This window comes from Arsenicibacter sp. R0_47 (assembly GCF_057652235.1).
This window is the reverse complement of the sequence record NZ_JBYFCJ010000036.1, coordinates 34,633-60,607: the sequence shown is the minus strand read 5'-3', so window position 1 is coordinate 60,607 and position 25,975 is coordinate 34,633. Positions and strand designations below refer to the sequence as shown.

Sequence of the window (25,975 nt, the reverse complement as noted above, 5' to 3'; positions counted from 1 at the left end):
TCTTTGTCGTTTGTTTTTAACCGATCACTTTGCGCTTTTAAAGCCATTTTTATACTCATGTGCGTTTACAGCATGTATGTCCGGCACGAACACCGGCTGTTTGCGCATCTTTTTTACTATGCACTGCAACGTTTTTCATAAAAACAGAGTCCTTATCATAAACGTGGTTCTGTGGCTGGCCATTGTCTGGCCGGTGCTCGCTCAGGCGCAGCAGGGCCGGCCGGGGAGCGCTCCATCCGGAAACACGGAAAAGGTTGAGCTTTTGTCTCCGCCGCCTGACAGCCTGGTTGTTCTGAACAACCCCGACGGGGTCGTCCGCCGGTTGGTTAATCACGTAAAGTTACGGCATAAAGGCGTATTAATGTTTTGCGACCTGGCCATCCAGAATGTGACAACCAACGTAATTGAAGCATACGGTAACGTACGGATTGTTCAGGGTGATACCATTTCCATTAAAGGCGATACCATGTTCTATTATGGAAATACCCGTCAGGCAAATTTGCGGGGACGCATCACGATGCGGGATCGCAAAATGACCCTGACAACCACCAAACTGGATTATGACATGGTGAACGGCATCGCCCATTATCCGGTTAAAGGGCGGATTGTTGACCGCGAAAACGTGCTGACCAGCAATGAAGGTTTTTATGATACCCGCATCAAGCAGTTCAGATTTTATAAAAACGTAAAACTGGTCGGGCCGAAAGGAACATTATCCAACGACTCGCTGGTTTACAATTCCCTGAGCCGGATCGCTACCTTCCGCGGACCAACCAAAATTGTGAACAAGGACGGTACAATTTTTGCTAAGGAAGGAGAATATAACACGGCCACGCGTGTGTCGAATTTTCAAAAGCGTACGACCGTTGAAATGCCGAAATACACGCTGACCGGTGATACGCTTTTTTACGATAACACCACTGAATTAGGCATTGCCAAAGGCAACGTGGTGCTGGTCTCGAAAGAAGACAAAACGGTGATTACCGGTGATCACGGACGATACAACGGTAAGGCAGGGGTGTCGCGGGTAACCGGCCATGCCGTGGTACGCAGTGTGGTTAGTCAGGATACGTTATTCATGCGGGCTGATACGCTGTTTGCATTTGATGCGCCGGCTGTTACAAAATCGGATTCGGCTCGTCTTAACGATGGTAATGGAAAAGACGAACCGAAAAAGCCGAAGAAACTAATTGGCCAGAAAAATGTAATTGTCTATAAATCAGACCTGCAAAGCCGATGTGATTCACTGGTTTACGACGTAGCTGATTCAACGATTTACTTTTATAAAAAGCCGATTGTATGGAGTCAGAACTATCAGATGGAAGCCGATTCCATGACGGCAAAAATGAAAAACAACCGGATCGACCGGATGCTATTACGCACAAGATCCTTCGTTATTGCGCAGGATACGCTGAAGAACTTTAATCAGGTTAAAGGCCGCAGTATTACGGCCTATTTCCGGTCAGTTACCGATACTGTTTCAACGGAACCACCGGCCAGTCAGACGGTGGCTAAAGGAAAAGCAAAGGTAAAACCGGAGAAACCAGGTTCTACAACAACCGTGAACCGGACCGTACTGGACCGGGTAATTGTGGAAGGAAACGGACAGAGTATTTACTTTGCCGTTGATGAAAAGAATAAGCTTGTCGGATTAAACCATGTAGAATGCAGCCGCATGAACCTGGAATTTGACGAGAAAAGTAAAGTGCAGAAAATCCGTTTTTACGGGCAGCCGGATGCCCAGTTTGTACCTCCGGTTGAAATGAATGAAGATAAGAAAGTACTGGAAGGATTTCTTTGGCGGAAAGAAGACAGACCCGACAAAACAACCGTGCTGACTCATCAGATTACCGTTCAGCCAAGGAAACCGGCCATTAACAAAAAAAGCGGACCACTGACTAAACCATCCGCCCTGAATTCTGTTCTAACGAAAAAGAAACAGTAATTTTAAGTACCATTTAACAATTTTTCACATTGTAACGCGTTGCAATTCTCTTTATTATAAATAGTTTTGTACTGTGGCGTTAAAATACCCTGATTTCGACTAACGATGAAACAATATATACCTTTTATTGGATGTTTAACCGGCTTACTGCTCATGGCCACGACTTCGCTGCAGGCGCAGACGAAGAGTCGCCTGGAGATGGGTCGTTCAACATCTGCCGCTAAGCCAATCACGCTGAAGGCAACAGCACCCGGAGGGACTACATCCCTGTTTTCCGGTGCCCCTACGCTGAACCGCACATTATCCAGCCCGTTGAACCGCTTCAAACTTACGTCCTCAACCGGTACGGCTCCCCGTACGGCCATGACTGAAGTTCAGGCGTCGCAGGCATCCGAAGCGCGGGTTTCAGCTAAAGAAGAAAACGAAAATCTCCGCGCCGATAAGAACGAGAATAAGCTGTATGTCAGCGACCGTCTTGTTGTGTCAAATGCCTATCCGAATCCGGCTGTTAACGACTACGTCGATATCGATTACCAGTTCATGACTCCGGGCGGTGATGCCAAACTGGTCATTCTGAGTATTCTCTTTACACCGGTTGCCGAATATACGCTCGATCAGAACGACCGCCGGATCCGTATCAATACGCATTCACTGGCCAGCGGCATGTACTGCTATCAGCTGATGCTTGACGGCAGAGCTGTTGCAACAAAGAAATTACTGATTCGCCGTCAGTAGTCCGGTTTTGCTGAACTAAGTTTTAAAAAATCTTAAAAAAGCAGTTTGTACACCTGTTGACTACTCAGAACAGGCACTAATCCTTCTGTCCAAACGTTTTTACAAGTAGCCGCCGAAGCGTCGGATCGCTCAGCGGCTTATTTTATTTTTTATTATCTTTGCGGCCATATGCAACAACGCCGAATCGTCGGATTTTTTTGTGGGTTAGTTTTAGCGGTGCTTTTCAGCGCATGTAGCCCTTTCTCAAAGTTACAGAAGCACGGTACTGATGACGAAAAGTACAAAGCGGCACTCGAGTATTACAAAAAGGGAGACTGGTATAAGGCAGGGGTGCTTTTTGAAGAATTAATTCCCCGCCTGCGTGGTAGTTCGGAACAGGAAATGTCTCAGTTCTATTATGCATACACACAGTATCATCAGCAGCTATACGCCGTAAGTGCTACCCTGTTTAAGAAGTTCTACGAAACGTTTGCCCGAAGTGATTACGCCCAGGAATCCATGTATATGTACGCCTTGTCCTTGTATAAGGATACGCCCAAATACAACCTGGATCAGTCGAATACCTTAGTGGCGATGGCTTCGCTTCAGGATTTTGTGAATGCATATCCTGAGAGTAAATACCGTGATGACTGCACCAAAATGATTGGTGATCTCCGTAAAAAGCTGGAAACGAAAGCCTACGAGCGGGCCAAATTGTATTACAAAACAAGTTCGTTCAACATTTCGTCACTGAAGTCATCCGTTGTTGCGATTAACAACTTTCAGAAGGAATTTCCGGATTCGGAGTTTAACGAAGAATTAGCGTATCTTAAAGTTGATGCCCAGTTTCAGTACGCACAGAACAGTATGGAAACCAAGCAGAAAGAACGCTACAAGGATGTTCTGACTTATCATCAGGAGCTGACTGATAAATTCCCGAAAAGCGCTAACCTCCGCCAATCGGAAAAAATGTTTGAAACGAGTCAGAAAGAAATTGAACGGCTCGATAAACTTGAAAAAGAAATAAAAGAGTTACAGCAAAAGCAGAACGATGCAAATCGTCCGGCGAAAGTAACATCAGCGAATTAATTTAAAGTAGTCTATTGTTGTTCAAACTGAAGACAAACTACTTCTTTCAACCAGCAAAATATGGCAACGAATCCTTCATTGATTACCCGCGATACGGATAAAATCGCAGCCGCAACAGGCAACCTGTATGAGTCTGTATCTATTATCTCAAAGCGTGCCCGTCAGATTTCTACAAAAATGAAAGAAGAGCTGAGCGGGAAACTTTCAGAATTTGTGTCGGCGGTTGATAACCTCGAAGAAGTTTTCGAAAACCGCGAGCAAATCGAAATTTCGAAATACTACGAACGTATGCCTAAGCCTACTTCGATTGCTACAGATGAGTTTCTGGAAGGCAAAATCTACTTCCGTTACAACACTGAAGAAGAAGCTTAGTCTGAATAGTACATGTGACAGAACCGCATGGGCTTTCCATGCGGTTTTTTTATGGTAAAATGATGCAGGGAAAACGGATTCTGCTTGGTGTCTCCGGCAGTATATCGGCCTACAAAGCAGCTTACCTGATCCGCCTCCTCGTAAAGGCCGGTGCGGATGTGCAGGTAATCATGACCGAAGCCGCTACCACATTTATTACACCCCTTACACTGTCGACCCTGTCGAAGCGGCCGGTATTAACAACCTTTGTCAAGGATCAGACCGGTCAGTGGAACAATCACGTTGATCTGGGTCTTTGGGCTGATGCACTGGTGATAGCCCCTGCTTCGGCCAACACCATTGCCCGCTGCGCGCAGGGGCTGTGTAATGACCTGCTGTCAGCGGTGTATCTCTCGGCCCGCTGTCCGGTGTTCTTTGCGCCGGCGATGGACCTCGACATGTATAAACATCCGGCCACCGCCGGCAACCTCAGCCGCCTCCGCTCCTACGGCAACCATATTATCAATGCAGCATACGGCGAACTGGCCAGTGGGCTGATTGGTGAGGGCCGGCTGGCGGAACCGGAAGAAATTGTGCAGGTGCTGGACCGGCATTTTAATCATCTGCCGGCCCTTGCCGGTAAGCGCGTATTAATCACAGCCGGCCCGACTCAGGAGCCCCTTGATCCCGTCCGGTACATCAGTAACCACTCGACCGGCAAAATGGGCTATGCCATCGCTGACGCCTTTGCCAAGGCCGGCGCATCGGTTACGCTCGTCAGTGGTCCGACAGCACTGCCGCTTCCCGACAGTACCATCCAGCGGATCAGCATCCGCTCGGCAGCTGACATGTTTGTCGCTACCGAAGAGGCGTTTCCCGAGGCTGATGTTATTATTCTGAATGCAGCCGTGGCTGATTATACACCGGCACATCCGGCGGATCAGAAGATAAAAAAGAAAGATGCACTTTTTGATCTCCAGCTAACCAAAACAACCGATATTGCGGCTACCCTGGGAAGCCGGAAAACGGCAGGCCAGCTGATGATGGGCTTTGCCTTAGAGACTGAGAATGAACGGCAAAACGCACTGAAAAAGCTGCATTCCAAAAACCTGGACTGGATTGTACTGAATTCGCTGCGCGACAAAGGTGCGGGCTTCGGACACGATACAAACAAAATTACCGTTATTGACAAAAACGAAGAGGTTTACGAATTTAGCCTTAAATCTAAAGAGGCCGTAGCCCGGGACATCCTGCACCTCGTCGAACGTGCTTTATAACATCAGCGCATTTTCATTTATGAAATTCATCCTCACATGCTGTCTGTCGGTCTGCCTATTCCTTACGGCTCAGGCACAGGAGCTTAACTGCCGCGTTACGGTCAATGCCGACCAGCTGGCAGCGCAGCAGAAAACTGATTTTACGTATTACGATCAGTTAAAGGCCTTTATTACAGACATGCTTAATAACCGTCGCTGGACCAATGATCAGTTTACCTCGACGGAAAAAATAAACTGTTCCCTGAATATTAACCTCCTGAAATCAACTTCGCAGGGCGTATTTGAAGGAACGGCGCAGTTTATTATAACAAGGCCGGTCTACGGGACAAATTATGAAACAACCGTGTTCAGCTACGTGGACCGGAACTTCAGCTTTGCCTACCTGCCGACCCAGCCGGTTTATTACCGCGATAACCTGTATACCGACGAACTTACATCGGTTATTGCCTTCTATGCCTATCTGGCACTGGCTGTTGATTATGATACGTTCAGCAGACTGGGTGGTAATCCATATGTCCAGAAAGCTTATTCGGTTATGAACTATGCCCAGCAGGGACCGGCACGCAGCTACTGGGGCCCCGAAGGTGACAAACGGAACCGATATTATCTGGTTGAAAATCTTCAGAACCAGCAGTTTCTGGCGTTTCGCGAAGGGTTGTATACCTACCATCGCATGGGCCTCGACCTGTTTGCATCGAATCCGATTGAAGTTCGTAAGCAAACCCTTGATCTGCTGACTAATATCCGTAAATTGATGTTGCAGGTGCCCAACTCTGTTCTGATCAACTCGTTTTTCGATGCGAAAGGCGAAGAAATCATTAACATCATGTATGAAGGCACGCCGAATGAACGTAAAAAGGCGTTCGATCTGCTGGCTCAGTTAGATCCGGGCAAAACAGAAGCCTACCGCCGCCTGTTAAATTAGGGTGATTTTCAGCGCTTTTTTTTTAACGTTGCACGCATTCCGGCAGGGAACCCGCCAGCCTGAGTGCGTTGTTTACTTTGTAAGGAGCTAACCGTATGCTGACGCATTTACTCATAAAAAACTACGCCCTGATTGACAGGCTTGAGTTGGTACCTGATACTGAACTCAATATCATTACAGGTGAAACAGGTGCCGGTAAATCGATCATGCTGGGAGCCATCGGCCTTTTGCTGGGCAACCGCGCAGATACCAAAGTACTATACGATCCGGAAAAAAAGTGCATCATTGAAGGGACCTTCAATGTGGCCGGCTATTTCATTGAACAGCTTTTTGATGAAGAAGAGCTGGACTATGGCACTACGTGTGTAGTGCGGCGGGAAATCAGCCCGAGCGGCAAATCACGGGCTTTTGTGAATGATACCCCCGTGACACTGGATGTCCTGCGCCGGGTTACCAGCCAGATGATGGACATTCATTCCCAGCACGATTCGGTGCTGCTGGGCTCCAATGAATACCAGCTTCAAATTGTGGATACCTACGCGCAGGATGATGATCTGCTGCGGATTTATCACAATGATTTTCAGGCCTACCGAAAGGCCCAGCAAGCCTACGATAAACTCCAGCAGGAAGCATCGTCGATGCGCAAGGAGTTTGATTATAATAAATTTCTGTACAAAGAGCTCTCGAAAGTTCAGCTACAGGCCGACGAGCAGGAGCAGCTGGAACAGGAACTGAACGTATTGGAAAATGCCGAGGAAATCCGCGAACGGCTACAGCTGGCCAGTGACTATCTGGACAATCCGGAACAGTCGGTTATTGACCTGCTGAAAGGCGTTGTCAGCAGCCTGGCGACCGTCAGCAAGCTCTCGGCCCAGTATGAGCCCCTGCTCGAACGCGCTCAGAGTGCTTTGATTGAACTACGGGATCTGGCGAGTGAGATCAGCGACGAACAGGATGGCGTTGAAACCAATGAAGACCGCGCGGAAACAATCCGGGAACGGCTCTCGGTTATTTATCAGCTTCAGACAAAGCATCAGGTAAAAACAGTTCAGGAACTGCTTATTATTCAGGAAGAGCTGGCCAGAAAAGTCAGCAAAGTCCTGAACCTGGACGATGAGCTGGATGCAGCAAAGGCGCGGGCAGAGCAAACCCGGCAGGTGATGATGCAGAGTGCAGAAGCGCTTTCGTCAGCCCGCCTGGCCGTGCTGAAACCGATTGAACAGGAAATTGCTACGCTGCTGGCCGATCTGGGTATGCCGAATGCTTCGCTGCATATTCTGTCAGAGACCGGTAAGCCAACCATGACCGGCATTGACACCGTTTCGTTTCTGTTCAGCGCCAACAAGGGCATTAAGCAACAGCAGCTAAAAAATGTAGCGTCGGGCGGTGAATTTTCCCGCCTGATGATGGCAATTAAATATATTCTGGCCAGCAAACGTTCCTTGCCGACCATTATTTTTGATGAGATTGATACCGGAATCTCGGGTGAAATCGCCATTAAAATGGGTATAATGATGCGGGAAATGGCCCATAATCACCAGATTATTGCCATTACGCACCTGCCGCAGATTGCCGGTAAGGGAACGGCTCACTATTTTGTGTACAAAGATCATTCGGCCGATAAAACCGTCAGCCGGATCCGGCAGCTGAGCCTGGATGAACGGGTTCAGGAAATCGCCCAGATGATCGGCGGGAATAATCCTTCGCAGAGTACGCTGAAACACGCCCGTGAAATTCTGAAACAAAACGCTGCCGTAGCGGTCAGGTAACGACCTGTCGGCTACGGCCTTAATTCCAGTATACGCTACCAGTTGCAAACACAATCATGAAAAAACTTGTACTGACCTTTCCGGCAGCCATGCTTATCAGTGGTATTCTGTTTTCCTGCGGAAATTCCGGACAGCAGGAAGCTATTGACAAAACAGAGAAAGAGGTTTTTGCCGTACATGATGAAGTAATGCCTAAAATCGGCGACATCATGAAACTCCGCAAGGAGCTAAACCAACTGATCACTACCGAAGATAGTCTGGCTGCCGCATCGGCTTCAGCTACCGTTCTCTCGGACGAAAAGAAAACGCAGGCTACCTTGCTCTCCCGGCAATTAGGCGAAGCCGATAGTCTGATGATGGCCTGGATGAACGGATACAACGCTGATACACTTAAAAAACTGGAGTCGGCAGATGCTTTGCGCTATCTGGAGCAGGAGAAAGGAAAAGTAACAAATGTCAAAGAAAAAATTAACAGCAGTATCGCCAATGCGCGTCAGTTTCTGGCTAAACCTTAGTCTGCTAACCGGTGTACTGCTGGGTAGCTGGGCCTGTCAGCAGGGTTCGGATAAATTACCGTTCCTTGGTGCTAAAAAGCCTGTGCAGCGAACTGTTAACGGGAAACAGGTTACAGATACAATCTATCACGCAATTCCTGCCTTTTCATTTGTGGATCAATATGGTGATACCGTTACTAACAAAACGGTTGCCGATAAAATCTACGTGGCAGACTTCTTCTTTACTACCTGCCCGACCATCTGCCCGAAGATGAAAACCCAGATGAAACGGGTTTACGAGCGTTTTAAAGGTAATGAAGCCGTAATGATTCTGTCGCATACCATTGATCCGGCACATGACTCGGTAGCAGTCCTCAAGGAGTTTGCCGGCAATCTGGGAGTAACAGGAAAGCAATGGCTTTTTCTGACCGGTTCAAGAGAAAAAATTTACGAAATCGGTCAGGATAGCTACATGGTTACCGCTGCCGAAGATAAATCTGCGCCCGGCGGCGTGGTCCATAGCGGCGCATTTATTCTGATTGACAAAGACAAACACGTTCGCGGCATATACGACGGCACTACTGAAAAGGGAGTAAATCAGTTAATGAGTGATATGGATAAGCTGCTTGCCGAAAAGAAAGGATGAAACTGACATTATATTGCGGGATCGGCCTGCTCTCCGCCACGCTTCTTCTGATGAGCAATTGCCAAAGCCAGGAAGAGATCAAACGACAGAAATACATTACGGAGGGCATGCTGGTGTACCAGAATACCTGTGCCAACTGCCACCAACCGGACGGGAAAGGACTGGAAGCCCTCTACCCGCCGCTCGTTAACTCGGATTACCTGGCCAAAAAGGATTCGGTAATTCATCTGATCCGGTATGGATTACAGGGGCCGATTCAGGTCAACGGCAAGCGGTACAACCGTGTTATGCCGCCCAATCCTCAGTTGAGTGACCTGGAAATTGCCGAACTCATGACGTTCATGTATGACCGCTGGGGCAATGATCCGGCGCTGGTTGATGTGGCACACGTTAAGGAAGTGCTTAAAAAAGAATAAAACCGAAAAGGGAGTCATCTGACTCCCTTTTCGGTTTTATAAACGACCCGGCCGGCTCAGAGAGGCGTACTTTCAACATTAAAGACACCCGTTGGCTTCCGGATTGTATATTTTGAAAAGTCCTGATTTGCATCCAGACCGATGCCTTTCAGACGCTCGCCGGTCAGTTTGCTGGTGATCGTAACAGGCCGTTCGGTAAAGATTTTCTTTGTGTTCGGATTCCAGTTAAGCACATCGGTTTCAAGCGTTTCCTGCTTCTCCTTATTTACAACCACTACGTTACCGAGCACAGTATACAGGTCTTTGGCTTTATCGTAGCGGCCGGAATCAGACCGGAGCGTCGTAACGACATCGGTACCGGTCGGACCGTAAAAATCGATGTGTACCTCTTCGGGATACTTCCGGTCTTCGTTCAGAAAGCGCAGCTGCCGAGCCGTCGTCATCCTGACTTTCATCAGCGCGGCCTCGCTATACAGCATCTGCACATTATTGATCTCTTCGATCGGCCCTTTATAGGCTTCGTATTTTTTCGCAGTTTTCTGCTCTTCACACGACCAGCATACGCTGACAGCGAACAGGAAAGCAGCAGAACGTAACAATAATTTCGGGTGCATAATCCAACGTAAACACTTAGTTAACAACAAGTAGTAACGTCTTGTTCACTGTTAATCAAGCGCGTAGCGGTAGAACCACTTATCGTTCAGGGTGAAGCCTAAAGCAATTTTAACGTAGCGTTCCCGGATCTGTGTACCAACCAGCGTTCCCCGCTGTCCGCCCACCACGGCCAGATTCAGGTTATTAACGAAGTAGGAACCGATAGGCAGGGAAATCCCAAGACTACCGTTAATATCGTTCAGCTGTTTGCCGGAAACCTGATAAGGAGACTTGATGTACTGAAAACCGGCACGATACGTCACAAGGTCCCAGTATTTTGTCGACGTAATCTTAGGAACATACTCTAAACCGGCCCCAATCCGCATACCGTTCATTAGCTTCGGATTTGAGTTATCAGCGGTCCGGAACTGGCTCCACTTCTGAAAGCCAACGTCCACCCCGACAGTCAGTTTGTTGTTGCGTTCAAGGCTGATCCCGAATTGCACCTGCTCCGGCAATGTCACATGTCCGGCCAGATTAGACCGTAGTGTGTCCGGATCAGACAGGCTGGTGCCTGACAGAGTAACCAGCTGATTTACATCCGTCTGCACTGCTTTTACGTTGGTTTTAGGATCATAGGTAGCCCCGACATTCAACGTCCACTTCTCCCCTAGCTTCGGTCGCCACGCGCCACCCAGTTTCCAGATAATATCGCTGTAATTAGTACGGTTGATCCGCGATACGGTAATATCCTGTGGCTGCACCGACGACACTACGTCATTGATCAGCAGCCGTGAATCTGAGTTATTCGTAATATTTCCGAACAGGTATGTGGCTTCAACCCCGACATACAGGTTTTTAAACAAGCGGAAACCATTGGAAAACGACGCTTTATTCAATGCCCCTTTTCCCGAATAATTTTTCTGTACTTCATAGATTGTATTCGGTACCTTGTCGAACACTTTCGTCTGGTAGTCAACATACGAATAGGGGCGCAGATTCAGCGAAGCAGTCCACCGCGACGACGCCGGAAAGGCCAGGGCAATGTAATTAATGTTTGCTCCGAAATCACGCTGTGACATCGTTGCGCCACCCTGATTCTGGCTTATCTGGGGCTTATACTGCCCGATGATACCGACTTCAAAAACCGTAAACCGGGCGCGGCGTGCCAGTAAGGCTGGGTTTTGCAGGTTCAAATGGATGGTATTTGCGTTACTGATACCAACGCTTCCCATACCCAGGTTGGCAATATTTGCCTGGCTGTATTCTTCTCCGACTCCTAACGCTGAATAAGGCGAGTTTCCTAACCCCTGCGCACGCGCAGCTGGTGACATGCAGGACAACAACAAGCCCCCAAACCCTAAAACTTTACTGAATCGCTGGTAATTTCTTGACATTATATTCTAAAATACGGTTCAATCCCCGCAGCACCAACTCCGGCACTGCAAATATCGGGGGTTTCAGATGACTTTCAAAAAGGGACGCATCCCCACCGCACAGAACTACGGTTAAATCAGGGTATTTCTTGCGGTGTTCTGCAATAATCCCCTCCAGTTCAAACAACATCCCGCTAACAGCCCCGCTGCTCATCGCCTGCCGGGTATTTTTTCCTAACAGGGGCGGCCAGCCGGTTTCGCGGATTTCCTGCACCGGTATGAGCGGCAATCTCGCTGTTTGCTGATGCATGGCCAGCAGGCGCATGTTCAGCCCCGGCGATATAAGACCGCCCTGAAAAGTGCCCGAGCGATCTACAATATCGGCCGTAATACAGGTGCCCAGATCCAGAACCAGACAGTCCTGCTCCGGAAACAAGGCCATGGCTCCTACCGCCGCCGCCACCCTGTCGGCTCCCAGCGTCAGCGGTGTTTCATAGTTCTTCGTGACCGGTACCGGTAACTGAGCATCCAGTACCAGCCAGTCAATACCGGCCAGCTCCGGAATAGTATCGGCCAGCGACTGCCCGGCGTGACTCGTCGAAGAAACAATCATCCGGTCCGGACGCTTTACCGCAATTGCCTCACCTAACTGCTCAACGGACGTAAAACGGTCAGTTGCCGTTAATGTTGCTCCGTCAAACCAGGCTGCCTTGATCCGGGTGTTGCCCCAGTCAACAATTAAATTCATGTGTTCAGCTACAGTTATGGAATCGGGCCGTACTGGTTTGTACTCCTTTAAAACCGGTTTCGTTGCGTTGCACATGTTTGCAACGTCAAATAACCCTATATTCGCCGTAAATACGGCCCGATTTAATTATTTTTAACATTATTCCGGCATTTGGCTCACAAAAGCCGGCAGTGTGACGTTTTTAGCAAGCCTGAGCCACAAATTGTCTGATCACCGGCCTCATGCTGCTACAATGCGATGCGTCGCTGCTTAGTTCTTAGTTCCATGAATACCCTCCAGAATTTTCTTGAGCATTACTTTACCGGTAACTCTCTGAACAATCTCTACTGGTTTGCCGGATTTCTGCTGGCAGGTTTGTTTCTGCACCGTGTACTGGCGCGGCACATGAGCCATCTGGTCTACCGGTTACTTAAACGCGATATTGCCGGTGTGCCGCTTAATGATTTCGTGCAGTTGATGAAACCGCCGATTGACGCCCTTATTTTAATGTCGGTTATCTATGTTGCCTGTCATCAGCTGACGATACCTGAACACTGGAATCTGATTCCGCCGGAGAAATTCGGCTTCAGAATGATTGTCGGCCGGATTTATAATACCGTTTTTATGAGCATGGTCACCTGGCTCTGCGTCCGCGCGGTAAAGGTGATCGGGCTGCTGTTTCAGAAACGGGCCGAACTAACCGAAACAAAGGTTGATGATCAGCTGGTACCGTTCGTGCGCGACCTGCTCATTCTGTTCGTGTGTTTTCTGGGGCTTTTTGCAACGCTCAGCTGGGTGTATGATGTCAATGTACTGGCACTGGTTACGAGCCTCGGAATCGGTGGTCTGGCACTGGCGCTGGCAGCACGCGAAACCCTCGAAAACCTGTTCGCGTCGTTTGCCATCGTTCTCGACCGGCCGTTTCTGGTCGGCGACTCTGTAAGTGTGGGCGGCGTATCGGGCGACGTTGAGCAAATCGGTTTCCGCAGTACCCGTATCCGTACCGACGACGGCAGTCTGTTAACCGTTCCGAACCGGCTCATGGTCAGCCAGTCACTCGATAACTTAACGGAACGGCAGACACGGAGAGCAAAGTTTATACTGCGCTTTCCCTACGACACACCGGCTGACCGGCTGAATGCCGTTCTGACAGACCTGCGTACCCTGCTTCAGAACCACGCCCGGACCAATAAAAAAACGAGCTATGTGCGGCTGGACTCGTTCGGTGACTCCGGTTTTGAGGTACTTGTTATTTTTTTTGTTGACTCACCCACTATTTCTGATTTCCGGATCGTTAAAGAAGAAATAAATTTCAGTATCATCGACATTATCCAACGGCATCAGGTCGCGTTTGCTATTCCCGCCCGGATTGTGCACGCTGCGGAAGCCGGTCAGGCCGAAAAACTGATATAATTCGCCCGGTGTATCGTATTACGAAAGAAATGCCGGGTAATTTTCCATAATAAATCAGAAACTTTTTGTTGTTTTACGCGTTATCTTGACAATACCAGGTGATTGACTTACTTTTGCTGAAGCATTCCGGCAAAAGCCAGCCAAATCAAAATATCCAAATTTGTTGAACACCGTGGCATGCAGGCAGTTTTATAACTCCGGCCAGCGCTTAGAAATCTCGGTCATTTAGCAAACTCATCCCCCAGAATGATACCTGTTTCGGTCCCCCCCGGGCTCTGTCTTCTGGAAAGAATTCAGCTACTTCTTGTTTCTAATGCCATTTCACTAGTGACACGTTAACTACTATACCGTCTTCTGTATCGACAGAAAGACCCTCTGTTTTCCTTAAACATTGTTTCTCAACACAAAGGTTATCTGTTGACCTGCCTTATATGTATAACATTGAAGAATTAAATCTTAAGCTCCTCTCCGAGCTACGCACGATTGCCAATGAGTTTGGGATTAGCGACGCCAGTAAGTTTCAAAAGAAAGAACTGATTTATAAGATATTAGACCAGCAGGCCCGTATGCCGGTTCCTGAAGACACTGCCCCTCAGGCTGACAGTGAAGCCGCCCCCCGCCGCGGACGCCGGACCCGTACCAACGCCGGTGAAGCACCCGCTACGGCACCGGCAGCCGCTACCCCGGCCAGCCCGGAAACACCGGCTGCTTCTGCACCGGCGACATCACCTGCTTCAGAAAGCCGTACCCGCCAGCGTACCCGCCGGGAGCCGGGCAACCGCACTACAGGCGATACCGCAACGGATTTGCAGGCAACGGCGCAACCGGCTGAAAACGTAGGTGCTGAACCGGCAGCAACGGAACCGGCTTCTCCGGTTGCCGAAGCACCGAAAGAAACACAGGCCCCGGAAACACAGGAACGCCGTCAGACTGACCGGTCTCAGGACGAGCGTCCACGCCGGGAAATGACCCGCAACGAAGCACGTCAGTTACGGGAAAACCGCTTACGGGCAGAAAACCCGCAGGCGTACGAACAACGCGCTACCTACGAACGGAACCGTCAGCAGAAACCGGAAGGCTTTGAACGGCAGGAACGTCCGCGCCGGGATAACTTCCGCGACCGTCGTCCGCCGGTTACCGACGAGTCGGCCCTGAACCTGAGCAGTGACCAGGAAGAAGAATTCGTAACCGCCGTGCCAATAGAAGTACCGGCACAACCTGTTGCGGAATTTGTACCGGCTCCCGACAGCATACCGGCCGATGCACCGGCATCGTTTACGGATGCACCGGTAGAGGCCGACCGCCAGCAGCCCCAGCCAAACCAACCGGCTCCGGCAGCGCCTTCGCGTGAATCGATCGAGTACCAGAACCGTGTTCGCCGCCAGTACAATCAGCATATCCGCGAATTCGACGGTATTATTGAAAACGAAGGGGTTCTCGAAATTATGTCGGATGGCGGCTATGGTTTCCTGCGGTCAGCTGACTATAACTACCTTGCCAGTCCGGATGATATTTATGTTTCCCCTTCTCAAATCAAACTGTTCGGCCTGAAAACCGGTGATACCGTCCGCGGTCAGATCCGTCCGCCGAAAGAAGGTGAAAAATACTTTGCCCTGCTGCGGGTATCTACCGTAAACGGCAAAACAACAGACGAGATCCGTGACCGGATTCCGTTTGAATACCTGACACCACTCTTCCCGGAAGAGCAGATCAAGCTGAGCACACGGCCGGAAATCCTGTCAACACGAGTGCTGGACTTGTTTGCACCGATCGGTAAAGGCCAGCGGGGTATGATTGTCGCGCAGCCTAAAACGGGTAAAACGGTATTGCTGAAAGAAATCGCCAATGCCATCACCAAAAACCACCCGGAAATTTACCTGATAATCCTGCTGATCGACGAGCGTCCGGAAGAGGTTACGGACATGGCCCGCAGCGTAAACGCCGAAGTTATTTCGTCAACGTTTGACGAGCAGGCAGACCGTCACGTGAAGGTGGCCAGCATGGTGCTTGAAAAAGCAAAACGCATGGTTGAATGCGGACACGACGTGGTCATCCTGCTTGACTCGATTACGCGTCTGGCACGGGCTTATAACACGGTTGTTCCGTCGTCCGGTAAAATCCTGTCGGGTGGTGTGGATGCCAACGCCCTGCACAAACCAAAACGCTTCTTCGGTGCAGCCCGTAACGTGGAAAACGGTGGTTCACTGACGATCATCGCTACGGCTCTGATTGATACAGGATCTAAAATGGATGAGGTGATCTTTGAGGAATTCAAAGGTACCGGCAACATGGAACTTCAGCTCGACCGCCGTCTGGCCAACAAGCGCGTATTCCCGTCGGTGGATGTGCTCACGTCGGGAACCCGCCGCGAAGACCTGCTGATCGACCGCGAAACGCTGCAACGTATCTGGATTCTCCGCAAACACATGGCCGACATGAATCCGCTGGAAACAATGGACTTCCTGCTCGACCGTCTGAAAGGGACACGCAACAACGAAGAGTTCCTCATTTCGATGAACCGATAGGTAATCCGGATTCCCGTTGTATAGTTTTAAAAAAGGAGTGGCGTAAAAAGCCACTCCTTTTTTGTTTGTCAGAAATCCTGAATTATTCCCTGTACGTAAGTAAAATTCTGATTTACTTGAATTTATGGTTTGTACCCGTAAATTTGGAATGACTTTTGTGATACTACCCTACTCTACCAGAGTTGTAGTATATCATTCCTGTTCAGGCCCTAAACCCCTGAAAACATTATGTTTACGAATAAAACGCCCTGGGTAATCATGCTGGTTATCTGGATTGCCGGCTCAGCATGGTGGCATGTCTGCCATATCAAACAGCTTTGCGCTGAAGAAGCAGCGCCGGTTGTGGCGGCCTCCGGAAACACGCCAATCGGCCTGGTCATTTCCGATGGCGGCCGTTTTCGCCTTGCCTTACCGGAAGACTTTGGTTTTGCTAAATCAGATCCGATTGCCAACCGGCGTAATATTGATATCAGTCTTGATTCACTGGCACTTTACCTGCTCAACAACCCGGAACGTCACCTGACAATCACCGGATTTTACAAACCCGGCGAAATCAACAATACATCGGCAACAAACCTGGGCATTGCCCGCGCTGAAAATATCAAGGAATACCTGATGCAGAAGGGCGTTCCGCTGAGTTCAATTACCATTACCGGCAAAGAAAAAGAAGATCTGGCGCTGAGTACAGCCGGCGATTCAGTCATGGGTGGCATTCAGTTTGATTTTGCGGCCATCGTACCTAAAGTCGATTCAGCGGCACTTGCGGCATCAACCGCAACTGTGGCGGCAAGCACCAGTGTAGCAACCACATCAGCGCTCTCAGCCAGTACAACGGCACCGGAAACCATGACGGCGATGACCGAAGAAGACCTGGCTAAATCGCAGAAATATACCTCTATTTTCGAGCCTATCGACCTGTATTTTCCATCGGGTCAGTCGGAGTACATAAAAACAGACGAGACAAAGAAGTTTTTCAAGGCTGCCATCCGCTATCTGAAGGAAAACCCGGATAAAAAATTGCGGCTTACCGGTTTTACCGACGACCAGGGCCCTGACGACATTAATTTAAATCTGTCGAAGAAGCGGGCCGAGTTTGTGAAAATGCGCCTTAGTAAGGTTAATGTGCCCGGTGATCAGGTGCAGGTTGAGGCCAAAGGTGAGGCGAACCCTAAAATGCCGAATACGACCGAAATTGGCCGGAAAGCTAACCGGCGGGTTACTGTTGTTGTGATTAAATAAACTATTTCAAGTTAATACGTATATGTTTACTCTAAATCCACACAATCTGGCTGATGCCATGCTACACCACGGCTTTATGCTGCTGGTAGCAGCGGTCATCGGTTTCATGATTGGGTTTATCTCGCAGAAAAGCATGATCAGACAGCTGGAGGGTGATCTGGCCATGGCTGAACGTGAGCTTGATTTGTGTGTGCGGGGCTCCGGTTTACCGACTAACATCGGCCTCGACGAGGCTGCCGTTCTGACCCGGATACGGGCGCGGGCATCTGAACTGAATTTTGAACGGATCGGGCGGGCCTCAGAGCTCGACGCCGATGACTTAAAGGCAATTAACGGAATCGGTCCGTTTCTGGAGCGCAAACTGAATGCAGCGGGTATCTACACCTGGCAGCAGGTGTCCAGCTTTTCGAAACAGGACATTGATAAAATTAACGAAATCATTGAGTTTTTCCCGGGTCGCATCGAGCGCGACAACTGGGTTGGTCAAGCCCTTGATTTGTACAAACGGAAGCAGTAACCCAATGCCTTAACTTTTACCCGTATGTTTGGATTAGATCCGCTCAGTCGTCCGGTTGCTATTATTGAAATAGTACTTCTGCTTTCCGGAGCTGCTTTTGCCGGCTGGCTTATTGCCCGCCTGATCATGAGTGCCCGGATTAAGGCATTACAGAATGAAATTGCCGGAAAAGAAGCATCCCTTGCCGAATGCCGCCGTACCAAGTCGCCCTCGGTTACAGCAAGCGTAACAACGCCGTCGCCGTCGGTTCCGGTACCGACAACCAAAAATACCCGGCCGGTAATCGCCGAAGTCGTGTCGCCAACCGTAACAATGCCCAGTCAGACGGTTATTGCCGATCCGTTAACGACAAAGGTAACCGAAACACCTGTTATCCCGCCGGTACCGGAGTCAGTACCCCAAACACCGGTGGTTCCCAAAGCAGCCGTTCCGGCAACGCCGCCGCCAACCGGCAACTCGGAGTCAGCCATTCTTGCCAGAATAGCCTTACGCGCCTCAGAACTCAATTTCGACCGCATCGGTCATGCCGGTCCGCAGGAAGCCGATAACCTGAAGGAAATTAATGGCGTTGGCCCCTTTCTGGAGCGTAAACTGCATAGCCTCGGCATCTATACATTCCGGCAGATTGCCAACTTTACCAAAGAAGACATCAAAAAGGTCAACGAAATTATTGAGTTTTTTCCAGGCCGGATTGAGGGCGACGACTGGGTCGGACAGGCCAAAGCATTTGCTGAATTTAAATCGCGGTAACCAGCATTACGCAGCTTCGCTGAGTAGTTGTTCAATAAGACGCGGCAAACCGGTTGACGCAGGTTCCGTAATAAACGTAACGTTTTTCCGGTTCCGGATCTCGGGCGTATTCGGGTCAACGACATAAACCGGCACACCCGGACGAACGGCATAAACCAGCCCCGCAGCAGGATAAACCGCCAGCGAAGTACCGACAACAATCAGGATGTCAGCCCCTTCGGTAATATCCATGGCGACATCCATCATGGGAACGGCCTCGCCAAACCACACAATATGCGGCCGGAGCTGCGATCCGCGCTCACAACGGTCGCCCATTTTAATTTCCCATCCGTCTATATCGTAGACCAGCGTCGGGTCATACGTGCTTCTGGATTTAGTCAGTTCCCCGTGCAGGTGCAACACATTGGCCGATCCGGCTTTTTCGTGCAGATTATCCACGTTCTGCGTGATAACCGTAACATTATAGCCACCTTCCAGCCTGACAAGCGCCCGATGACCGGGGTTCGGTTCGGCCGCCAGGGCCTGTTTCCGGCGCAGGTTATAAAACTCCTGCACCAGGGCCGGATTTTTCCGCCACGCTTCGGGCGTTGCGACATCTTCGATCCGGTAGTTTTCCCACAAACCGTTTGAATCACGGAACGTTGCCAGTCCGCTTTCGGCGCTGATGCCCGCGCCGGATAACACCACAATATTTTTCCGGTTTTCCATTCGCTCAGATGTTGGATTCGGCCGGCAATATACCAGTGTTATCGAAAACAGAAAGCCTTTTTTTAGCACACAGCCCCCCGGAGAAACAAAGACTGCTTTTGCCCGGGCAGCTATGTGCTAAACGGTTCAATGAAGCTTAGAATCCGGCAGCGTCGTCGGCGCTCGGGCCATAGCTGCCCGGAATCGGAATGTCGAGCAGACGCAGGTAAACACCTAACTGCGCCCGGTGGTGTGTGGTCTGGCTGAAGGCATGCCGGATGGTTTCCCCTTTGGTCAACTGGGCCAGCACTTTATCGCCATAGCGCATCTCCCAGGGCAGATCAAGCTGTTCTTCACTAACAGTGGCCAGTGTCTGACGTCCTGACGCTGCTTCCCTGTCAAAAATGGCCAGCAGATCATCAGCGCTGCTAACCGAAGCCGGTTCATACGGATGGGCGGCAAAATCCAGTACATCAGTATCAACAGCCATCGTTACCCAGCCCGGAATTTCAGCGATGTGGGTGGCCAGCTGGCGGATGGTCATGCTCTTTGGATGGGGCTGCCAATCAAGTTTGTCCGCAGGAACAAGGGCCAGGAATTTACGGGTAGTTGCGGCCTCGGCCTCAAACTCTTGCTGAAATGCAGGGATGATTTTCATACTTGTCTTTGTTGTTTTTACAAAGGTACCCTCCCCTTGTGACAGCCCTATGTCAGCAGGATTGTCGTTTTTTTAATTTTCTTTGTAAATCAAGGCAACCAGCCGGCCATACCTGTCTGTTGCCACAACGCTGTATCCGGCACGTTTTCGAACGCAGCCTCCAACTAAAGCCCTTTTACGCCCATGAAAACACTTCGCTTGCTCCCGTTTCTGCTGCTGGCCCTGGCAGCCTGCCAAAGCAAACCCAAACAGGAAACTGAAACCAAATCGGCCGTTGCTAAAGATGACAGCGCTGCGGCGCTGGCCAAAAAGCCGGGCCCCGACGATCCGCGCTCAGCAGCCGACCGGCTGATCCGGGCGCTTTACTTTGAGCATAACAAAACGGACAACCCGTTCCGTGAAAAAAACCGTGAACTGATTGACCAGTATTTTGCGAAACCCCTGGCCGACCAAATCTGGCCAAAAGCCGATGCCCTGAAGGCCGGAAAGGTAAACCCGCTGTTCAACGCACCTGATAAAGCCATAACCAAAACATGGGTTAATCCGGCGGCGGTTGGCGGCACACGGGCCATTGTCTACGTCACCTTTCAGGACAGCGGCAAGGATCAGGAAATTAAAATTGATATGCAGCAGTTTGCCGGCCGATGGCGGATTACGGAGATGACTTATCCCGACGGTAAAACACTGACACAGACTGTTCAGTAATGCTGTAGACAGTGCATGGCATTTTGTTGTTTACAGAAACAGACCCTCTGAACGGAACATCATTCCGTTCTACATACATATACTTGTGAAGGATTATCAACCAGAACTCAGAACCGTCGGTGTGACGCGCTATGTCACACCCCTGCGCGAAGGCGGATCGCTGCCGGCGATTGCCGAGGCCGACGATGACTTTTTATACGTGCTGAAATTCCGGGGAGCCGGTCAGGGAGCCAAAGCGCTGATTGCCGAAATCATCGGCGGCGAGCTGGCCCGTCTGCTCGGTTTCCGGATTCCGGAAATTGTGTTTGCCAACCTCGACCCTGCTTTTGGCCGCACCGAACCCGACGAAGAAATTCAGGATCTGCTGAAAGCCAGCGTTGGCCTTAACCTGGCCGTGCATTACCTCTCGGGAGCGATTACGTTCGACCCTATCGTCAATTCGGCCGACCCGCTGCTGGCCTCGCAGATTGTGTGGCTCGACTGCCTGATTACCAACGTCGACCGGACAGCCCGCAACACCAATATGCTGATCTGGCACAAGGAACTGTGGCTGATTGATCATGGCGCCTCGCTGTATTTTCACCATACCGGCGGCGACTGGAAAGAGCACAGTCTCCGGCCGTTCGGTCAGATCAAAGACCATGTTTTATTGCCCAAAGCCTCGGAGCTGGAAGCCGTCGATACGCAGTTCAAAGCCATCCTGACGCCCGACCGTATTCAGGCCATTGTGGCCCTGCTGCCCGATGAATGGCTACTGGCCGACCCGAACGTTGAGTCGGCCGAAAGCCAGCGGCAGGTATATGCTCAGTTTTTAGATTCACGGATAGCCCATTCCGACGTATTTGTAAATGCCGCGCAGTATGCCCGAAAGACACTTATTTGAGTATGCCGTCATTCGCGTTGTACCCCGTGTCGAGCGCGAAGAGTTTATGAACGTCGGTGTGATTTTGTTTTGCCCGTCACAGGGTTTCCTGAAAACGGTGTATACCATTCCCGAAGACCGGTTGCGGGCCTTTGCGCCGTCGCTGGATATCGACGAGCTACGGGCCCGTTTGCAGGCGTTTGAGCGCGTCTGTGCCGGCCGGTCGCAGGGCGGGCCGATCGGGCAGCTGGCCATCGCCTCACGGTTCCGGTGGCTGACGGCTATGCGGAGTACGGTCGTCCAAACATCAGCCGTTCACCCCGGTCTGTGCACCGATCCGGCAGAAACCACAAACCGGTTATTTGATCAATTAGCGGGGTAATGTTTCGGCGTCCATCTGCGACTGTTTTTCGGTGTCGCGCATGCGCAGGCTGACGCAGAGCGAAATAGCGGCGCAGGCGGTCAGGTACCAGTAAAACCACGTAGCATGCCCCATTTGCTTGAACAGCAAGGCCACGTACTCGGCCGTTCCGCCGAACAGGGCAACGGCCAGCGCATACGGCAGACTGACACCCAGCGAACGGATATTGGCCGGAAACAGCTCGGCTTTGATAATGGCCGAGATGGACGTGCACATGCTCAGAATCAGTAACGCCAGCGTGATCAGCAGCGTTGCGAACCAGAAGCTGTGCGTTTCGCCCAGCAGCATCAGGATCGGTATGCTTGTCATGACGCTCAGCACACCGTAGATGATCATCATGCGCTTCCGGCCGATCCGGTCGCCGAGCATACCCATAAACGGCTGGGCAATCATAAAGACGACCAGTGAAATAACCGCAATGGTAGTGGCATCGCTCTTGCTGAATCCGGCGGTGTTGACCAGATACTTCTGCATATACGTTGAGAAGGTGTAGTAGGAAACCGTCAGCCCCAGGGTTATGCCCACGACCAGCCGCGTTTCGCCGCTGTATTTTACCAGCTCCTGCAAGGTACCCTTGCGGCTGTCGTCGACCTGTTCCTGCTTAAACGACTCGGTTTCTTCGATGCCACGGCGCAGGTAAATGGCCGACAGCGCCAGCAACGCACCGATGCCGAACGGGATGCGCCACCCCCATTCTGTTAACTCCTCAGGGGTCAGCAGCCAGCGTTGCAGGATCATCAGCACCGCCAGCGCGACCAGCTGCCCCATGGTTGTTGTTACATACTGAAAGCTGGAATAAAACCCGCGCAGGTGCTTCGGTGCCATTTCGCTCAGGTAGGTTGCCGCCGTGCCGTATTCGCCCCCGATGCTGATGCCCTGAATCATCCGGGCCAGTACCAGCAAGATCGGGGCAAACAGTCCGATCCGGTCATAGCCCGGGGCCAGCATGATCATCAGCGACCCGCCGCTCATCATCAGTACCGACAACGTCAGGGCTGATTTACGCCCCCGCCGGTCGGCATAAGCACCCATGATCCAGCCGCCCACGGGTCGCATCAGAAAGCCGATGGCAAAAATACCGGCGGTATTCAGGAGCTGAGCGGTTTCGTCGCTCTGCGGAAAAAAGGTACCGGCGAAATACAGCGAAAACACGGAATAGGCGTACCAGTCATACCATTCGACGAGATTGCCGATGGAGCCTCCCAGAATGGATTTCAGTTGAAAGCGGTTTGTTGATGGCGTATCAGGTTGTGTCATACAGTACATGGGTAATGAATCAGGCCCAATGTACAATGAACGGGTCTGATAATGCATGTATGATACGAGTTTATGTAGAGTTATCCACAATTTTACTCAACCGGCGCCAATCAGGATCACCGGCAGGCCACCGGTTGAAATGCGCTGGGCATCCGCACCGACCTCCTGCATACCCTGTGACGCCATGGCTGCCTGCAACGCCTCAGCCGAGGGAAACGGCAGCTCGAACATCTGATAAAATGCCGGTGCCTCTGCTGATGCAGGGAGCATTTTTGTGATGGTATACGGTGCTTCACCGACCGGAATGCCGGCTTTCTCGTGTAGTAATGCCAGGTGAGCAACATAGTCTGCCTCAAATTGCTGAACATCCGAAGGCTGCGGATAAAGTACGATTAATCTGAGCATGATTCAGGGAGTAATTAGTTTGTTTTAACGTCAATATGGTGGCCGCTTACCTGTTTCCAGCCGGCCTCAGTTCGGGTAAACACATACGTCAGCAGGGATTTGGCATCATACTTTCCCGTTTGCGGACTTTCAAAACCCCAGTAAGATGTACCGGTAACGACGCCGGTTGTCCCTATACCCGGTATTCCTCATTTTCAATCCGGCAATAGACATTGGTCGCATTAGCAAACATAGTGCAGGTTGTTTCCAGATCACGCAGCTTTCCGTCTCCGCCTAACATCCGGTAGTCTTTTACCGCTCCTTTCCGAAGCGTTTCCGACGGATTCATCTCATAGGCTTTCACATAGGCCTGAAAGTACGTTTTAAATTCACGGGTATCTCCGGATTGCTGGCCCAGGGCACCAGTCTTTACGCAGATGATCAGGAAAAGGGTAGTTAACAGTTGCTTCATACAATCAGCGTTTTGGTGAATGCCCAAATGTCTGCGTTTCAGCAAGCTTATCCTTTTTTTCTTTCCCAATCACAGCATTGAGTTTCTGAACAACACCCGTTCAGAAACAGCTATGCCAGCTGAAGCCGTGTCAGCAACGTGGGTTTACCGGATCGGGAAACGCTTACCTCACTCCCGTCATTCATGATCAGCGTTCCGCCGTCCCCTCTGACATACCGTGTAACCTGATTGAGGTTAATGAGATGGGATTTATGCACACGCAGGAAATCGTTACCGGTTAGAAACGGTTCAAATTCGGCCAGTGGTTTAGAGGCCATTATCTTCTTGCTGTTCGTCAGGTAAATGTTGCAGTAACTTCCCAGAGCCTGTATACGGACGATGTCTGTAACAGGCAATAATAAAACGCCTTCCATTGACGGTACAGCCAACCGCTGAACAGTTCCGGAGACGTTGTCCTGATGAGCCGGCCTTTGTACACCGGCCTGCTCCAGTCTGAGTTTTTCTTCCAGCAACCGGTTATGGGTTAGTAACAGCTGTTCGTTCTCTTCCAGCCGTTGCATCGACAGCGCCTGCGCATCAGCGGCCTCCTGCCGGTAAATCCTGATCCGGTCTGCCAACGCAAACGAGAATAATGCCGCCTCCAGCATAACACTGATCAAAAAACTGTTGTAGATCAGAAAATGATTGATGGTAAGGATGCCCAGCTTCCAGAGCGTAAACAGAGTAGTTCCCAGCAAAAACAATGTCCATCCCAAGAGATAGAACCGGGCCTGCCGGAAATCGCGGCGGTACGCAGTCAGCGCGGTCCAGAATAAGAGAAAGGCTCCGGTCAGAAAGGCCAGCATGACCAGGTTATTTGACCATGGCCGTATATCAAAAAGCTCCAGCGGTATCAGCAAGGTCACAACTCCCATAAAGATGGTCAGTATCCGGTGGTGCGCAGGCAGAATGGCTTTTGTCTGTAAAAACTGCGTGGCAAAATAGACGACTACCAGCGTATTGATGATTCCCGGAATATCAATCCATTGGTTGAACCATGGCTTACTACGCCATAAAAGGTCAAACCCGATGCCTTCCAGCCGGATGATCAGGAACGTACACGTACAAACATACAGGCAATACCAGAGATAGAGCCTGTCGCGCAACTGTACGTAAATGAACAGGTTATACAGGAAAGTCAGCAACATCCACCCTAAAAAAATCCCTTCAGACACATCATTCAGGTGCTGCCAGGCAGCAAGCGGCTGCTGAGAAGCAATATAAAACGACGCCAGCAGGGACGCATTGCCGCTGATACCGATATATAACGTCTGAGGCTTGCGGCCAATTGGCAGCGTCAGCTGGTTATTCTCAAAAAAGCGGGATGAATACGGCTCAGTAAAGCCGGTCCTGCGGTAGTTGACCCGGCCTGTACTATCGATGACATACAGCTGACAGGTAAAAATATTCTCTTCATCGCACAGCAGGAACAATGGTTCTCCGGTCTGGTTATGCACTGTTACTTTCAGCCAGAATACAGAGCGGCCCGCACCGAAATTCGGCGACGAATCCGGGCTCAAGCGGAACAGGCGGTCCGGTGTCCGGCGCAACGTATGGATGGTCTGCTGCCGGTGCGGGTCCTCTAAAAAGCGGATAAAGCGGCCAATCGGTACCACACCCGACGAATCGGTGTATGTCAGCGTTTGCTGCGCACATGCTACCTGCATGCACAGCAACAGCCAGCCAATTACGAAGCCAGTACACCTTACCATACCGTATTCCG

27 protein-coding genes are annotated in these 25,975 nt (G+C 50.6%); 18 read left to right on the top strand and 9 right to left on the bottom strand.

What is annotated here, in order from left to right; all coding sequences use genetic code 11:
• Window positions 1–163: 163 nt before the first annotated feature.
• From AC23NW_RS32080 to AC23NW_RS32035, 10 genes are all read left to right on the top strand, one after another.
• A complete protein-coding gene (locus AC23NW_RS32080) occupies window positions 164–1,945 on the top strand; it encodes an OstA-like protein (protein WP_487454689.1) in 1,782 nt (593 codons plus the stop codon).
• 153 nt (window positions 1,946–2,098) lie between these two features.
• Entirely contained in the window at window positions 2,099–2,680 is a 582-nt protein-coding gene (locus tag AC23NW_RS32075) for a T9SS type A sorting domain-containing protein (protein WP_293836079.1), read from the top strand.
• Between the two features lie 168 nt (window positions 2,681–2,848).
• Window positions 2,849–3,748, top strand: coding sequence for an outer membrane protein assembly factor BamD (locus AC23NW_RS32070; RefSeq protein WP_487454687.1), 900 nt, complete (start codon window positions 2,849–2,851; stop codon window positions 3,746–3,748).
• Window positions 3,749–3,808: 60 nt separating this feature from the next.
• Window positions 3,809–4,120 (top strand): DNA-directed RNA polymerase subunit omega, encoded by a 312-nt coding sequence (locus tag AC23NW_RS32065; protein WP_293836076.1) that lies wholly within the window; start codon window positions 3,809–3,811, stop codon window positions 4,118–4,120.
• A 38-nt stretch (window positions 4,121–4,158) separates the two neighbouring features.
• A complete protein-coding gene (gene coaBC / locus AC23NW_RS32060; protein WP_487454685.1) occupies window positions 4,159–5,376 on the top strand; it encodes a bifunctional phosphopantothenoylcysteine decarboxylase/phosphopantothenate--cysteine ligase CoaBC in 1,218 nt (405 codons plus the stop codon).
• 19 nt (window positions 5,377–5,395) lie between these two features.
• Window positions 5,396–6,301: a type IX secretion system protein PorD gene (porD, locus tag AC23NW_RS32055; protein WP_293836071.1), complete on the top strand. Its 906-nt coding sequence runs from the start codon at window positions 5,396–5,398 to the stop codon at window positions 6,299–6,301.
• A 95-nt stretch (window positions 6,302–6,396) separates the two neighbouring features.
• On the top strand, window positions 6,397–8,070 hold the full coding sequence (gene recN, locus AC23NW_RS32050; RefSeq protein ID WP_487454684.1) for a DNA repair protein RecN: 1,674 nt from the start codon (window positions 6,397–6,399) through the stop codon (window positions 8,068–8,070).
• A gap of 56 nt (window positions 8,071–8,126) precedes the next feature.
• Entirely contained in the window at window positions 8,127–8,585 is a 459-nt protein-coding gene (locus AC23NW_RS32045; RefSeq protein WP_487454683.1) for a viral A-type inclusion protein, read from the top strand.
• Window positions 8,557–9,210 (top strand): SCO family protein, encoded by a 654-nt coding sequence (locus AC23NW_RS32040; RefSeq protein ID WP_487454681.1) that lies wholly within the window; start codon window positions 8,557–8,559, stop codon window positions 9,208–9,210. The genes AC23NW_RS32045 and AC23NW_RS32040 overlap by 29 nt, the downstream gene beginning before the upstream one ends.
• Window positions 9,207–9,626: a c-type cytochrome gene (locus tag AC23NW_RS32035; RefSeq protein ID WP_293836060.1), complete on the top strand. Its 420-nt coding sequence runs from the start codon at window positions 9,207–9,209 to the stop codon at window positions 9,624–9,626. The genes AC23NW_RS32040 and AC23NW_RS32035 overlap by 4 nt, the downstream gene beginning before the upstream one ends.
• Before the next feature lie 56 nt (window positions 9,627–9,682).
• On the opposite strand, the gene lptC is transcribed toward AC23NW_RS32035, so the two are convergent.
• From lptC to AC23NW_RS32020, 3 genes are read right to left on the bottom strand one after another with little or no spacing between them, the layout of a single operon-like run.
• On the bottom strand, window positions 9,683–10,240 hold the full coding sequence (gene lptC, locus AC23NW_RS32030; RefSeq protein WP_487454679.1) for an LPS export ABC transporter periplasmic protein LptC: 558 nt from the start codon (window positions 10,238–10,240) through the stop codon (window positions 9,683–9,685).
• 51 nt (window positions 10,241–10,291) lie between these two features.
• On the bottom strand, window positions 10,292–11,554 hold the full coding sequence (bamG, locus tag AC23NW_RS32025) for a BamG family beta-barrel-assembly machinery protein (RefSeq protein ID WP_293836055.1): 1,263 nt from the start codon (window positions 11,552–11,554) through the stop codon (window positions 10,292–10,294).
• A gap of 34 nt (window positions 11,555–11,588) precedes the next feature.
• The gene (locus AC23NW_RS32020; protein WP_487454677.1) at window positions 11,589–12,344 is read right to left on the bottom strand and encodes a type III pantothenate kinase; all 756 of its coding nucleotides are present in this window, start codon (window positions 12,342–12,344) and stop codon (window positions 11,589–11,591) included.
• 264 nt (window positions 12,345–12,608) lie between these two features.
• Between AC23NW_RS32020 and AC23NW_RS32015 the strand changes: the two genes are divergently transcribed.
• The 5 genes from AC23NW_RS32015 (at window position 12,609) to AC23NW_RS31995 (ending at window position 18,767) form a co-directional block, all read left to right on the top strand.
• Complete coding sequence (locus tag AC23NW_RS32015; RefSeq protein WP_487454676.1) at window positions 12,609–13,736, top strand: mechanosensitive ion channel family protein; 1,128 nt, start codon at window positions 12,609–12,611, stop codon at window positions 13,734–13,736.
• A gap of 431 nt (window positions 13,737–14,167) precedes the next feature.
• Complete coding sequence (gene rho / locus AC23NW_RS32010; protein WP_487454675.1) at window positions 14,168–16,261, top strand: transcription termination factor Rho; 2,094 nt, start codon at window positions 14,168–14,170, stop codon at window positions 16,259–16,261.
• Window positions 16,262–16,489: 228 nt separating this feature from the next.
• Window positions 16,490–17,500 (top strand): OmpA family protein, encoded by a 1,011-nt coding sequence (locus AC23NW_RS32005; protein WP_487454673.1) that lies wholly within the window; start codon window positions 16,490–16,492, stop codon window positions 17,498–17,500.
• Between the two features lie 22 nt (window positions 17,501–17,522).
• Window positions 17,523–18,017, top strand: a complete 495-nt coding sequence (locus AC23NW_RS32000) for a hypothetical protein (RefSeq protein WP_487454671.1) — start codon at window positions 17,523–17,525, stop codon at window positions 18,015–18,017.
• 24 nt (window positions 18,018–18,041) lie between these two features.
• Complete coding sequence (locus tag AC23NW_RS31995) at window positions 18,042–18,767, top strand: hypothetical protein (RefSeq protein ID WP_293844354.1); 726 nt, start codon at window positions 18,042–18,044, stop codon at window positions 18,765–18,767.
• A 6-nt stretch (window positions 18,768–18,773) separates the two neighbouring features.
• Here the strand turns inward: AC23NW_RS31995 and AC23NW_RS31990 are convergent, their stop codons facing one another.
• A complete protein-coding gene (locus AC23NW_RS31990) occupies window positions 18,774–19,475 on the bottom strand; it encodes an SIR2 family NAD-dependent protein deacylase (protein WP_487454669.1) in 702 nt (233 codons plus the stop codon).
• 136 nt (window positions 19,476–19,611) lie between these two features.
• A complete protein-coding gene (locus AC23NW_RS31985; RefSeq protein WP_487454667.1) occupies window positions 19,612–20,112 on the bottom strand; it encodes a DinB family protein in 501 nt (166 codons plus the stop codon).
• Window positions 20,113–20,295: 183 nt separating this feature from the next.
• On the opposite strand from AC23NW_RS31985, the gene AC23NW_RS31980 reads away from it, so the two are divergent.
• The 3 genes from AC23NW_RS31980 to AC23NW_RS31970 all read left to right on the top strand — a co-directional run bounded on the left by AC23NW_RS31980 (window position 20,296) and on the right by AC23NW_RS31970 (window position 22,061).
• Entirely contained in the window at window positions 20,296–20,817 is a 522-nt protein-coding gene (locus AC23NW_RS31980; RefSeq protein ID WP_487454665.1) for a hypothetical protein, read from the top strand.
• Between the two features lie 85 nt (window positions 20,818–20,902).
• Window positions 20,903–21,700, top strand: coding sequence for a HipA family kinase (locus tag AC23NW_RS31975; protein WP_487454664.1), 798 nt, complete (start codon window positions 20,903–20,905; stop codon window positions 21,698–21,700).
• A complete protein-coding gene (locus tag AC23NW_RS31970; protein ID WP_293844369.1) occupies window positions 21,678–22,061 on the top strand; it encodes a DUF3037 domain-containing protein in 384 nt (127 codons plus the stop codon). Before AC23NW_RS31975 ends, AC23NW_RS31970 begins: the two co-directional genes overlap by 23 nt.
• On the opposite strand, the gene AC23NW_RS31965 is transcribed toward AC23NW_RS31970, so the two are convergent.
• The 4 genes from AC23NW_RS31965 to AC23NW_RS31950 form a co-directional block, all read right to left on the bottom strand.
• Complete coding sequence (locus AC23NW_RS31965; RefSeq protein ID WP_487454663.1) at window positions 22,050–23,357, bottom strand: MFS transporter; 1,308 nt, start codon at window positions 23,355–23,357, stop codon at window positions 22,050–22,052. The two genes, AC23NW_RS31970 and AC23NW_RS31965, sit on opposite strands and share 12 nt — an antisense overlap.
• A 96-nt stretch (window positions 23,358–23,453) precedes the next feature.
• Window positions 23,454–23,762 (bottom strand): EthD family reductase, encoded by a 309-nt coding sequence (locus AC23NW_RS31960; protein ID WP_487454662.1) that lies wholly within the window; start codon window positions 23,760–23,762, stop codon window positions 23,454–23,456.
• A gap of 172 nt (window positions 23,763–23,934) precedes the next feature.
• The gene (locus AC23NW_RS31955; RefSeq protein WP_487454661.1) at window positions 23,935–24,213 is read right to left on the bottom strand and encodes a hypothetical protein; all 279 of its coding nucleotides are present in this window, start codon (window positions 24,211–24,213) and stop codon (window positions 23,935–23,937) included.
• A gap of 110 nt (window positions 24,214–24,323) precedes the next feature.
• Window positions 24,324–25,964: a 7TM diverse intracellular signaling domain-containing protein gene (locus AC23NW_RS31950; RefSeq protein ID WP_487454660.1), complete on the bottom strand. Its 1,641-nt coding sequence runs from the start codon at window positions 25,962–25,964 to the stop codon at window positions 24,324–24,326.
• Window positions 25,965–25,975: the final 11 nt, after the last annotated feature.

Coding starts and splice junctions, on each gene's coding strand:
- AC23NW_RS32075 (WP_293836079.1), top strand. CDS start 2,099: ATGGCCACGACTTCGCTGCAGGCGCAGACGAAGAGTCGCCTGGAGATG.
- AC23NW_RS32070 (WP_487454687.1), top strand. CDS start 2,849: ATGCAACAACGCCGAATCGTCGGATTTTTTTGTGGGTTAGTTTTAGCG.
- AC23NW_RS32065 (WP_293836076.1), top strand. CDS start 3,809: ATGGCAACGAATCCTTCATTGATTACCCGCGATACGGATAAAATCGCA.
- coaBC (WP_487454685.1), top strand. CDS start 4,159: ATGCGGTTTTTTTATGGTAAAATGATGCAGGGAAAACGGATTCTGCTT.
- porD (WP_293836071.1), top strand. CDS start 5,396: ATGAAATTCATCCTCACATGCTGTCTGTCGGTCTGCCTATTCCTTACG.
- recN (WP_487454684.1), top strand. CDS start 6,397: ATGCTGACGCATTTACTCATAAAAAACTACGCCCTGATTGACAGGCTT.
- AC23NW_RS32045 (WP_487454683.1), top strand. CDS start 8,127: ATGAAAAAACTTGTACTGACCTTTCCGGCAGCCATGCTTATCAGTGGT.
- AC23NW_RS32040 (WP_487454681.1), top strand. CDS start 8,557: ATGCGCGTCAGTTTCTGGCTAAACCTTAGTCTGCTAACCGGTGTACTG.
- AC23NW_RS32035 (WP_293836060.1), top strand. CDS start 9,207: ATGAAACTGACATTATATTGCGGGATCGGCCTGCTCTCCGCCACGCTT.
- lptC (WP_487454679.1), bottom strand. CDS start 10,240: ATGCACCCGAAATTATTGTTACGTTCTGCTGCTTTCCTGTTCGCTGTC.
- bamG (WP_293836055.1), bottom strand. CDS start 11,554: ATGTCACCAGCTGCGCGTGCGCAGGGGTTAGGAAACTCGCCTTATTCA.
- AC23NW_RS32020 (WP_487454677.1), bottom strand. CDS start 12,344: ATGAATTTAATTGTTGACTGGGGCAACACCCGGATCAAGGCAGCCTGG.
- AC23NW_RS32015 (WP_487454676.1), top strand. CDS start 12,609: ATGAATACCCTCCAGAATTTTCTTGAGCATTACTTTACCGGTAACTCT.
- rho (WP_487454675.1), top strand. CDS start 14,168: ATGTATAACATTGAAGAATTAAATCTTAAGCTCCTCTCCGAGCTACGC.
- AC23NW_RS32005 (WP_487454673.1), top strand. CDS start 16,490: ATGTTTACGAATAAAACGCCCTGGGTAATCATGCTGGTTATCTGGATT.
- AC23NW_RS32000 (WP_487454671.1), top strand. CDS start 17,523: ATGTTTACTCTAAATCCACACAATCTGGCTGATGCCATGCTACACCAC.
- AC23NW_RS31995 (WP_293844354.1), top strand. CDS start 18,042: ATGTTTGGATTAGATCCGCTCAGTCGTCCGGTTGCTATTATTGAAATA.
- AC23NW_RS31990 (WP_487454669.1), bottom strand. CDS start 19,475: ATGGAAAACCGGAAAAATATTGTGGTGTTATCCGGCGCGGGCATCAGC.
- AC23NW_RS31985 (WP_487454667.1), bottom strand. CDS start 20,112: ATGAAAATCATCCCTGCATTTCAGCAAGAGTTTGAGGCCGAGGCCGCA.
- AC23NW_RS31980 (WP_487454665.1), top strand. CDS start 20,296: ATGAAAACACTTCGCTTGCTCCCGTTTCTGCTGCTGGCCCTGGCAGCC.
- AC23NW_RS31970 (WP_293844369.1), top strand. CDS start 21,678: ATGCCCGAAAGACACTTATTTGAGTATGCCGTCATTCGCGTTGTACCC.
- AC23NW_RS31965 (WP_487454663.1), bottom strand. CDS start 23,357: ATGACACAACCTGATACGCCATCAACAAACCGCTTTCAACTGAAATCC.
- AC23NW_RS31960 (WP_487454662.1), bottom strand. CDS start 23,762: ATGCTCAGATTAATCGTACTTTATCCGCAGCCTTCGGATGTTCAGCAA.
- AC23NW_RS31955 (WP_487454661.1), bottom strand. CDS start 24,213: ATGAAGCAACTGTTAACTACCCTTTTCCTGATCATCTGCGTAAAGACT.
- AC23NW_RS31950 (WP_487454660.1), bottom strand. CDS start 25,964: ATGGTAAGGTGTACTGGCTTCGTAATTGGCTGGCTGTTGCTGTGCATG.